General features: G+C 54.3%; 1 protein-coding gene. It reads left to right on the plus strand.

The window, feature by feature from the left end; genetic code table 11:
* Nucleotides 1-315: ATP phosphoribosyltransferase regulatory subunit (locus tag MXD62_RS08160; RefSeq protein ID WP_248828796.1), on the plus strand; the 315-nt coding region annotated here is incomplete at both ends.

The raw sequence follows: 315 nt of genomic DNA on the forward strand, positions 1-315 counted from the left end.
GTGCCTATGTGGAGCACAAGCTTTATGGTGCAGCCAATCAGCCGACCAAGTTATATTACATCGGACCGATGTTCCGGCACGAACGTCCGCAGGCAGGCCGCTTGCGCCAGTTTACTCAGTTTGGCGTGGAAGCGATCGGCACGAGCGATCCTGCTATCGATGCGGAAGTGATTGCCGTTGCGGTTCGCTTTTACCAGGGCTTCGGGTTAACAGGAATCAGCGTTGATCTGAACAGTGTCGGTACACTGGAGGATCGTGGCCGTCATCGCTCACACCTGCTCAACTTTTTAAATAACGTGCGGGGCGATCTATGTG

This window comes from Frankia sp. Mgl5, from assembly GCF_023242985.1.
Classification (GTDB): domain Bacteria; phylum Actinomycetota; class Actinomycetes; order Frankiales; family Frankiaceae; genus Parafrankia; species Parafrankia soli.